At 51.6% G+C, this 9,629-nt stretch carries 12 protein-coding genes; 6 read left to right on the top strand and 6 right to left on the bottom strand.

The annotated features are described in order from the left end of the window. The 3 genes from dapA to ACYZYZ_RS06275 form a co-directional block, all read left to right on the top strand. On the top strand, positions 1-602 hold a 602-nt coding region (gene dapA, locus ACYZYZ_RS06285), incomplete at its 5' end, for a 4-hydroxy-tetrahydrodipicolinate synthase (RefSeq protein ID WP_461483653.1). A gap of 18 nt (positions 603-620) precedes the next feature. Further along, positions 621-1,667 (top strand): outer membrane protein assembly factor BamC, encoded by a 1,047-nt coding sequence (gene bamC, locus ACYZYZ_RS06280; protein ID WP_461483652.1) that lies wholly within the window; start codon positions 621-623, stop codon positions 1,665-1,667. A gap of 6 nt (positions 1,668-1,673) precedes the next feature. Beyond that, positions 1,674-2,435 (top strand): MBL fold metallo-hydrolase, encoded by a 762-nt coding sequence (locus ACYZYZ_RS06275; RefSeq protein ID WP_461483651.1) that lies wholly within the window; start codon positions 1,674-1,676, stop codon positions 2,433-2,435. Between the two features lie 344 nt (positions 2,436-2,779). On the opposite strand, the gene ACYZYZ_RS06270 is transcribed toward ACYZYZ_RS06275, so the two are convergent. Then, positions 2,780-3,220 carry a hypothetical protein gene (locus tag ACYZYZ_RS06270; RefSeq protein WP_461483650.1) on the bottom strand — a complete coding sequence of 147 codons (441 nt, stop codon included), beginning with the start codon at positions 3,218-3,220 and terminating at the stop codon, positions 2,780-2,782. Positions 3,221-3,357: 137 nt separating this feature from the next. On the opposite strand from ACYZYZ_RS06270, the gene ACYZYZ_RS06265 reads away from it, so the two are divergent. Next, positions 3,358-4,008, top strand: a complete 651-nt coding sequence (locus ACYZYZ_RS06265; protein ID WP_461483649.1) for an OmpA family protein — start codon at positions 3,358-3,360, stop codon at positions 4,006-4,008. Between the two features lies 1 nt (position 4,009). Next, positions 4,010-4,813, top strand: coding sequence for a class I SAM-dependent methyltransferase (locus ACYZYZ_RS06260; RefSeq protein WP_461483648.1), 804 nt, complete (start codon positions 4,010-4,012; stop codon positions 4,811-4,813). Between the two features lie 26 nt (positions 4,814-4,839). Here the strand turns inward: ACYZYZ_RS06260 and ACYZYZ_RS06255 are convergent, their stop codons facing one another. The 5 genes from ACYZYZ_RS06255 to ACYZYZ_RS06235 all read right to left on the bottom strand — a co-directional run bounded on the left by ACYZYZ_RS06255 (position 4,840) and on the right by ACYZYZ_RS06235 (position 9,282). Next, positions 4,840-5,841 carry a DUF481 domain-containing protein gene (locus ACYZYZ_RS06255; RefSeq protein WP_461483647.1) on the bottom strand — a complete coding sequence of 334 codons (1,002 nt, stop codon included), beginning with the start codon at positions 5,839-5,841 and terminating at the stop codon, positions 4,840-4,842. A gap of 107 nt (positions 5,842-5,948) precedes the next feature. After that, on the bottom strand, positions 5,949-7,085 hold the full coding sequence (gene dapE / locus ACYZYZ_RS06250; protein WP_461483646.1) for a succinyl-diaminopimelate desuccinylase: 1,137 nt from the start codon (positions 7,083-7,085) through the stop codon (positions 5,949-5,951). Between the two features lie 81 nt (positions 7,086-7,166). Then, positions 7,167-7,721, bottom strand: a complete 555-nt coding sequence (locus ACYZYZ_RS06245; RefSeq protein WP_461483645.1) for a heme-binding beta-barrel domain-containing protein — start codon at positions 7,719-7,721, stop codon at positions 7,167-7,169. A gap of 142 nt (positions 7,722-7,863) precedes the next feature. Beyond that, positions 7,864-8,898: a 2,3,4,5-tetrahydropyridine-2,6-dicarboxylate N-succinyltransferase gene (dapD, locus tag ACYZYZ_RS06240; protein ID WP_461483644.1), complete on the bottom strand. Its 1,035-nt coding sequence runs from the start codon at positions 8,896-8,898 to the stop codon at positions 7,864-7,866. Positions 8,899-8,928: 30 nt separating this feature from the next. Next, positions 8,929-9,282, bottom strand: a complete 354-nt coding sequence (locus ACYZYZ_RS06235; RefSeq protein WP_305169023.1) for an ArsC family reductase — start codon at positions 9,280-9,282, stop codon at positions 8,929-8,931. Between the two features lie 112 nt (positions 9,283-9,394). Between ACYZYZ_RS06235 and ACYZYZ_RS06230 the strand changes: the two genes are divergently transcribed. After that, on the top strand, positions 9,395-9,629 hold a 235-nt coding region (locus ACYZYZ_RS06230; RefSeq protein WP_461483643.1), incomplete at its 3' end, for a SixA phosphatase family protein.

The following is a 9,629-nucleotide window of genomic DNA, read 5'->3' as shown; positions in this document are numbered from 1 at the left end:
CGGGTGCTGATGCCTGTCTTCTGGTGACGCCTTATTACAACAAGCCGACCCAGCAGGGCCTTTATCTTCATCACAAGGCCATTGCAGAAGCTGTGGATATTCCTCAGATTCTCTACAACGTGCCGGGCAGAACCGCCTGTGACATGTTGCCGGAAACAGTGATCCGGCTTGCAGATATTCCCAATATTGTCGGTATCAAGGAAGCCACCGGAGATCTGGGGCGCGCGCGACAACTGATAGAAAACTGTCCGTCGGATTTTGCGATTTATTCAGGGGACGATGCCACGGCCCTGGAATTGATTCTGATGGGGGGTCACGGCGATATTTCGGTGACCGCGAACGTTGCACCCCAGTTAATGTCTGAGATGTGCCGGCTTGCGCTGGCAGGACAGGCGGAAGAAGCGCGTGCTATTAATCAGGTATTGCTACCCCTTCACAAACACTTGTTTGTGGAGTCGAACCCTATCCCCGTCAAGTGGGCAGTTGCAGAAATGGGGCTGATGGAACATGCCATCCGTCTGCCGTTGACGGATTTGTCAGCCGAACACCATGAAACGGTGTTGACTGCCCTGAAACAAGCCGGCGTATTGAACGGCAACTAAGAGAAAGCGGAGCCCTGAATGAAACCAAGTCTGAGACTTTTCTGTGTGACGGTGCTGACATTGGCCGTGGCAGGTTGTGGCAAAAGTCCAGTGAGGGACCGCAGTAATGACTACCTGCAGGCTGTGGAAGTACCGCCCATGTCGGTGCCCGAAGATCAGAGCAGCTCAGCCATCGGCGAGCTCTACGATATTCCGGTAATTGCTGATACGTCAGCAGCTCCTCAACGTTTCAGGCTGCCAAGACCCCAGCCCTTGTCGGAAACCACGTTCGAAGAGATCGTCAAGATTGATACTTTCGGCGACAAGCGCTGGATCGCCATCAATAAACCGCCAGCTGAAGTCTGGCCGAGAATACGCAATATTCTTTCGCGTAGCCAGGTTCCCACAACTCGGGTGGACGCCACCGCTGGTGAAATTGAAACGGCCTGGCTTGAGTTCAAGGACGACGATGTAAACAGTCACCGTTTCCGTTTTACGATCAGGCCCGGTGTTGGAGTTAACAGCACCGAAGTCAGAATTCTGGAAATGTCTGCGCCGCTGGGTAAAGAATCAGACGTTTCAGAATGGCCGCAAAGCTCCATGAGCGATGCCCGCGAGCAGGAGTTTCTGCAGATTACTTCCGATGCGTTGGCCCATGAAATCAACAGTGGCAGTGTCTCTCTTCTGGCCCAGAATATCGGTGGCGACGATCGTGTGAAGGTCATCGCTGATGAAGCTGTCGACCCCTATCTCCAGATCAGACTCGGTTACGACAGGGCCTGGAATTCAGTAATTAACTCTCTCTCCAAAGGGGGGTTCACGGTTCTGGATCAGGATCGCTCTGCAGGACGAGTCAGCGTCGAATACAAGGAAATTATCCTGGTTGAGGAAGGTGGAACAACACTAATGGATCTGGTGCTCAACTTTGGTCAGAAAGATGAGGAGCTGCCACCGGTAAAATACCAGGTCACTCTCTCCGAGAACCAGCAGATTGTGGAAGTTCGCGTGCTGGATGAGGCACGTAACCAGCTTGATCGCCCCTCGGCGATGAAGCTCCTTAAAGTGATCCGCGGCAATCTAAGTTAAGTACGGATGCGCTTTGCCTCATTGGGCAGCGGCAGTAAGGGTAACGCCACAGTTGTGGACTGTGGCTCTTCAAGGTTCCTAGTGGATTGTGGTTTCTCGATCCGGGAAACGGAACGTCGACTACTGCGTTTAGAGTTAACGCCTGCCGATATTGGCGCTGTACTGGTTACACACGAGCATACAGACCATCTTCGCGGCGTATTCCCTCTAGCGAAGAAATACAATATCCCGGTTATTATGACTGCCGGCACCAGTAAGGCTGCCAAAGCTCCCTCAGTACCCCTCACGTTGATAGACAGCCATTCTCCCTTTGTATTCGGTGATGTAACTATCACTCCGGTATCTGTGCCACACGACGCCAGAGAGCCCGTACAGTACATTTTCAGCTGTCGTGGCTTGAGGTTGGGGGTGCTGACCGATATTGGCAGTATTACTCCCCATGTGGTCGATGAGTACTCTGGTTGTGACGGCCTGTTGCTTGAATGCAATCATGATCTGCAGATGTTGCAAAACGGCCCATACCCTATGGCGTTGAAACAGCGAATTTCCAGTCCCTGGGGACACCTGAGTAATGACCAGTCACTGGCTCTACTGGAAAGTATTGACCTGCAGCGACTGCAACATCTTGTTGTTGGCCACGTCAGCTTACAGAACAATGCGTTGGAAATTGTGAAGGGATTGATGCAAGAGGTTGATTCAAAGCTACCTTCTGTTCACTACGCCTGCCAGGAAGAGGGCTTTGGCTGGCTGGAATTGAAAGCTTCTTGAGGTGTTTCGGTCAGTTTGACGTCATTTTTTGATCAGCGGTGCCGAGCATTTGCACAGCTATCAAGGTTTTCTCGATGGTTGTTGTCCACAATTACATTAATAACTTTAGGGGAATCTTCAGAACCTCTCCTAAGTTATTGATTCCTAATTTTGTAATTCATAACCCATTGAAATATAAACAAAAATTAAACTGATCAAAAAATAACCAGTTTGTGTCTGTATCCCTGTTCATGGGGATTTGACCGAGTTTTACGAAAGTAATACACAAAGTTATCCACAGATTTTGTGGGTAACTTTTTTGAAGAATGTCGCAAAATTTGTCAACGAACTACAGGTTCAAACGTTTATTGAGTGCAATGGGTAGGCAGGCTGACTTGCCCATCAGTTTGCTGGGCAAGCAATTTGGCATCTACACAGTTGAGTTTGTCATTGCCTGCGAGCAATACAGTTTTAAGCTGGCCAAGAAACAGCAGTGGCTTAATCTCTGTCAGTAAATTGTTGTCGAGGTTGACATGAGTGAGACCGGTAAAGATTTCCAACCCGGCCAATGTGCGAATACCCGCATTGGAGCAATTGAGTTGCCGAAGGGTACCGGCTTTATGGGCCTTCTCGTCATAAATGGCCTGTTTGATACAGTTAGAGAGTCCCTGGTCAGTGATTTTGTAGTCAGTAAATAAGTCGGGTTGCTCAAAGACCGGTTGTTCATTGAATGTATAGATGTAGTTTTCGCAGCCGGTCAGTACGAGGATGGAAAGGAGGTTGAGGAGAATGATGATGTTTTTCATAAGGCTGCGAACCAGTTAATGCCGAAGAGTGGCAAATCACTTGAAAAGGTTTTTGCTTCTATCACAATAAGGATAAAGCAAATTTGAAAGGAAGGTGTCAAAGCCTTTAACTTTTTATTCATGAACGAGGAATTACCATGAAAAAACTTCTGTTAATAGCGCTGGTAGGAGCATTGACGGCCTGTATGTCCACGGATCCCTACACCGGTCAGCAAAAAACCAGTAATACTGCAAAAGGTGCAGGTATTGGTGCTGTGACGGGTGCAATTATCGGTGCCGCAACGTCCAGTGATGATGACCGCAAGAAAGGGGTTATCACCGGTGCTGTAGCAGGAGCCGCGGTCGGTGGTGGAATTGGCTATTACATGGACCGACAGGAGGCTGCTCTCAGAGCAAAGTTGGAAGGTACGGGTGTTAGAGTCATTCGAGAAGGTGACACTATCCGTTTGGTCATGCCCAGCAACATTACCTTTGGCGTTGACCGTTACGAGGTGCGTCCCGAGTTCTATAACACGCTGGAGTCTGTTGCGCTGGTGCTGAAAGAATTTAACAAGACCAATATTCGGATTGCCGGTCATACCGATTCAACCGGCAGTTCCGAGTACAACCAGACACTCAGTGAGCGTCGTGCCGCCAGTGTGGGGCAGCTGTTGATCAGCCAGGGCATTGCCAGTGGTCGGGTTTGGACCACTGGATATGGTGAACGTTACGCCATTGCTGACAATAGTACCGAATATGGCCGTCAGGCTAACCGCCGGGTGGAGTTGGAGTTGGTTCCCATTCAGTAAGATGACAAACAGTCTTTCCATCCTATACTGGCCCGGCTTTGAAAGCCGGGCCGGTTTACTTTCCGATACTCTTGGGCTGCAGTGCTTTGCTATCACAGCAAGTGCTTCCATGTCGGGCATGGCGCTGGTAGTCGATGAAGCAGGGCTTGCCCTGCAACAGCTGGGTCCGAACGCTCCGGGGCCGGTGCGTTGCGACTTCAGTAGCGGGGCAGCTCGGCACCGCCGGCTTTATGGTGGAGGTAAGGGGCAGGACATTGCCAAGGCAATAGGCCTGGCACATAAAGGATTTAAACCGAGGGTGCTGGATTTGACTGCCGGTCTGGGACGGGATGGATTTGTTCTCGCGAGCCTCGGAGCCCAGGTCACAATGGTAGAGAGACATCCCATCGTGTTTGCTTTGTTGACTGACGGATTGGCCCGCGCCCGTGAAAGTGCGGAGTATGAGGCAGATGGGGAGTTACTGGGTATTCTGGATCGAATTCACGCCGTGCAAAGTGAGTCCTCTGAATTCTTAGAGAATTTAACTGCGGACCAGTCTCCGGATGTGATTTATCTCGATCCGATGTTTCCACCCAGGGATAAGTCCGGCAAGGTGAAAAAAGAGATGCAGCTATTTCATCAATTGGTGGGTAAGGCGGCAGAAGATAGTGACAGGCTTTTGTCCCTGTCACTGCAGCAGGCCAACTATCGGGTGGTGGTCAAGCGACCCGCCCACGCCCCTTTTCTCAGCGGTCGTGAGCCGGGCTATTCGCTCAAGGGGAAATCCACCCGTTTTGATATCTATCCCCTGAAAAAGCTCCCTTAAAGTAAGCTGTTAACCCTGATCAGCCTTTACCATTCGTAACCAATCGCGATCACCCACTCTTCGTCAGCGTGTTTCTGCTCATCGGAGGGTTCGCTGACATAGTCATAATCGTAGCGCAGCTCACTGAACAGGTTGCCCATCAAAGGGAGTTTGACCCCTGTGCTGCTTTCCGTTTGATTGTTGTTGATGTCATCCATTGCCCACAGCAGTTCATGGTGGTGGAACAGGGTCAGTTTACTACCGGGCACCGGCCAGTTCATTTTGAAGCCCCAACGTCCTGCCAGATCGTTATCGGAACCATCCTCCGGATGGTGTGAAATCAAATACGCCGCACCCAACTGCATATCAAAGTTCATCTGATTGTCCAGGTTAAAGCGTTGCCCAAAACCGGCACCGAGCTCGTATTGCTCGTCGATAGCATTAAACCGATCTTTTTCATAGCCGAGCCGTGTGTAGCTGAACCAGCGTTGGTTAAAGTCGTAGTTAAGCTGGTAGTTTCCTTCGTAGCGTTCATCCACCACGTCACCATCGCTGGTCTCTGACTCCGCCAGCAGTTCCACCTGGTGGCGGAACTGATCCCGTAGCCACTGAGCGTTGACAATGAAGTCCAGGTCCGACGAGTCTGTATTTCCGTCTTTTCGGTTAAAGCTGAAGCGAGAGTCGCCACTGAAGGCTGGTGGGGGTTCAATAGCTACCAGCGTCGCCAGGGGCTGAGTCTCAACAAGCCCATCAGCACAACTGGCTTGGACGCCTTCTTCGAGGTTGAGGGAGCAGTTATGGGCAGTGCCATTCGGGGTTCTGACTTCGGGAATGACTGCGGTTGAGGTGAAGTGAGCCACTTTTTCTTTGGGAATGCTGAGCTTGCCCAGGTTGTCTGACTTCCATATCACCTGTTTTTTATCCACAGCCTGCAACTCGCCGTGGATAACATCGCCATTATTCAGGGTGATGGTCCCAGCCATGGCAACCTGGCTGGTAAAGGATAGAAAGATCAGAGCTCTAGCGGCCAAAGCCGTGAGAAAGCGCATAAGTGACTCCTTGTAAAAAGGTGATCCTTAAAATGATCAAAATAACTGCGTACGAAAATTTTCTTCGCTTGGATGAGTTGTTGTTAGCAAACAGGAAAGGGTAGTTGTTAGCCCAGCAGCTTTTCCAGGATTCGCTGGTAAATAATGCTCAGTTGATCGATGTCCGCCACACTGGCGCACTCGTCTACTTTATGAATGGTGGCATTGACAGGGCCAAGCTCTACGACCTGCGTGCCAAATGGGGCTATAAATCGCCCGTCAGAGGTGCCTCCCGCTGTAGACAGCTCGGTGCTGAGGCCGGTAACTTCGCGGATGCTGGCAACCGTTGCCTCGACCAGTTCGCCTTCTGCTGTCAGAAAGGGTTGTCCGCTCAGATGCCACTTGATGTCGTAATCAAGGTTGTGTTTGTCCAGGATGGCCCCGGTACGTTCGCGGAGTTGTTCCGACGTGACTTCAGTGGAAAAACGGAAATTGAAGACGACGTGGACTTTGCCGGGAATCACGTTGGTGGCACCGGTACCGCCCTGAATGTTGGATACCTGGAAACTGGTGGCAGGGAAAAAATCATTGCCATTATCCCAGCTTTCCGCGGCCAGTTCTGCAAGCGCCGGAGCTATCCTGTGGATGGGGTTGTCTGCCAGGTGGGGGTAGGCGACATGTCCCTGAATGCCTTTAACCGTCAGTTCGGCACCGAGTGAACCCCGCCGCCCATTCTTGACGACATCACCTACCTGTTTTGAGCTGGAGGGCTCGCCGACGATACACCACTCGGGAATGGCATCCTGTTCTCGCAGCCATTCCACTACTTTCACGGTTCCGTCCACAGCGATGCCTTCCTCGTCGCTGGTAATGAGAAAGGCAATTTGTCCCCGATGGTCCTGGTGGTCGGCAAGAAAGCGCTCCACACTGGTAATCATGGCCGCTAGTGAACCTTTCATATCAGCGGCGCCACGCCCGTAGAGGATGCCGGACTCTATTTTTGGCTCAAAAGGTGGCCGTTGCCAGTCATTTTCTGGGCCTGTAGGAACAACATCTGTGTGCCCGGCAAAGCACAGGGTTGGACCATTTTTACCGTGTACCGCCCAGAAGTTTTCAACATCTCCGAAAGGTAACCTGACGACACAGAATCCCAGTGCTTCAAGCCGTTCAATCATTAACTGCTGGCAGCCATCATCAAGGGGCGTGACGGATCGGCGGCGAATCAGTTCGCAGGTCAGGTCTAGCGTGGGGGATTCAGTGGTCATCACAAAATGCTCTCAAATCGAGGGCGTAAGTTTAGCGGGCTGAACTGGGATAGGCTACCGTTCAGCGGCAGCCTGTCAGCATCAGGTGACCCGGTGGAGGGTATTGCCATCGGTATGGTCGAATTCACGGCCGTAGATATCCAAAAGGGTCGATTCCTTGTAGAGCAGGCTGTCATCTTTCACTGTAATGGAATGACGGTAACTCAGCGTTTTGGCGTTTTTCGCCATAAAGGGAGATTGCAGGATATTCCAGTGGGGATCATCGAGGCTGGCACTGACGTCGATTTGAGTTGCGCCTTCGGTTGTTGTCAGGGCTTTGCCGGCAGCAAGTACACAGAGCGCACGGGGAATGGTCAAAGACTGGATGACCTGTTTTTCAGCAGGATCCCACAACCAGTAACCCACCTGATCGTGGAAGACCTCATCATTGGATTTGCGACAAACCACCTGATGGTATCGCACGATCCAGAGTTGCTGTGATTCAGCATTTTTTACATCTCCGGCGGCTTCACAAACCAGCGTTTCGTAGTAGGGGTTCTGCTCGGTACCATCCGACTCAGGAGCCACGTCCATACCCGTGTCACCTTTCCAGATGCCGATGAGGTTGGCCAAAGGGCCGTATTCTGAATAATCCATGGAATCTCCTGCTTTTTTCTGGCAATAAATTAACCAGAATGAAGCATTATCTTAAACAGAAATTTCTGTGCCATTGGCATTGTGAGGGTTTTCTGGAAATAAAAAACCCGGCAAATGGACCGGGTTTTTTCAGTCATAGAAGCTAGTTAGAAGCGTGTAAGGCTTCATTGAGTTCCACCGCAGATTTGTTGGTCAGGCATTCCACAGCACCGGTACTCGAGTTGCGGCGGAACAGCAAATCGTCCTTGCCGGCCAGATCACGGGCTTTTACCTGGTCGACCGCCTTGTTCTGGTCATCCAGTAGAGTAACTTTGGTTCCAGATGTGATGTAAAGGCCAGCTTCGATGGTGCAGCGGTCGCCGAGCGGGATGCCAAGACCGGAGTTGGCGCCCAGTAGGCATTTTTCACCAATGGTGATAATGATATTGCCGCCTCCGGACAATGTGCCCATGGTTGAGCTGCCGCCGCCGAGGTCAGACCCCGATTTAACAAATACGCCTTGAGAAATACGCCCTTCCACCATGCTGGTGCTTTCAGTTCCAGCATTAAAATTGACAAAACCTTCGTGCATGATGGTTGTGCCTTCACCAATATAGGCACCAAGACGTACTCGGGCTGTGTCGGCAATACGAACACCCGCGGGGACTACGTAATCGACCATTTTCGGGAACTTGTCGATACTGTCGACAGACAGGCTGTTGCCGGTGAGTCGTGCTTGCAGTTGCCGTGCAGGGAGTTCCTCAAGATCAATAGCGCCTTCGCTGGTCCATGCCACGTTGCGTAATACACCAAACAGGCCGGTGAGGTTGGTCGAGTTGGGTTTGACCAGGCGATGGGAGAGAAGGTGCAGCTTCAGATAACCCTCGGGGACAGAACCCGGCGCATCATCATTAGCTAGAACAGTGGCTACGGCCGGACGGGAACTTTCCTGTAACTGTTTTGCAATGGCGGCCTGATCCGCATCACCGCTGCTGGCAAATGCGCCGGCTAGTTTGGACAACTGTTCGGTGGACAGGCCCATGGCCTGATTGCCGCCCTGGTAGTCCAGCACAGATTGCAGAATGTCGCTGACTTCCTTCCCGGGGTTGAGCAGAGGCCTGGGGTAATAAACTTCCAGCCAGTCACCATGGTTGTTCTGGGTGCCGATGCCCAATCCGAAGCTGTAAAGTGCAGTCATTTTTTGTTCAGTCTCCAAAATTACGTGTTATTACTTGTTAAAGCAGGTTGCGTAAATGTCGGGTTTGAAACCGATGGTGATGTTGCCATTGGTAACCAGAACCGGACGTTTGATCATGGCAGGGTATTCCAGAAGCAAAGTCGCAACGTTGTCTGCTGACACCTGTTGTTGGACCTCGGGGTCGAGTTTTCGCCAGGTGGTTCCCGCTTTGTTGAGTACCTTTTGCCAACCGACAGCAGCGATCCAGGAATCGATCATTGACAGATCGAGTCCATCGGCGCGGACATCGTGAAAGCGGTAGGCAATTTCGTGTTCGTCCAGCCAGCGCCGGGCTTTCTTGACTGTGTCGCAGTTTTTGATGCCGTAGAGAACAGTGTCAGTCATAGGTCGTCACGCAGTTGTCATGAATTGTTGCTATTAACTACCAATAGGCCCGTCGCCTTAAAGCCGCCGCGAAGGATAGCAAACTTGGGAGATGCAATCACGGGAGACTGCCATGAAAACCATTGCCTTGATTCGACATGCCAAGTCGTGCTGGAAAGACAGCACGTTGCCCGACCTTGACCGGCCCCTTAATCGGCGGGGTCGTGTCAGTGCCCCGGAAATGGGTCGACGTTTGCAGATGCAACCGGTCTCTCTGAAACGGTTTTATACCAGCCCGGCAGTCAGGTCGGTGGAAACGGCAGGGTGGTTGATGCCGTGTCTGGGGCTGGGTGCGATGAGTTTGGAGG

Source organism: Porticoccus sp., assembly GCA_023261185.1.
Classification (GTDB): Bacteria; Pseudomonadota; Gammaproteobacteria; order Pseudomonadales; family Porticoccaceae; genus Porticoccus; species Porticoccus litoralis.
This window is presented reverse-complemented; position numbering and strand designations above follow the sequence as displayed.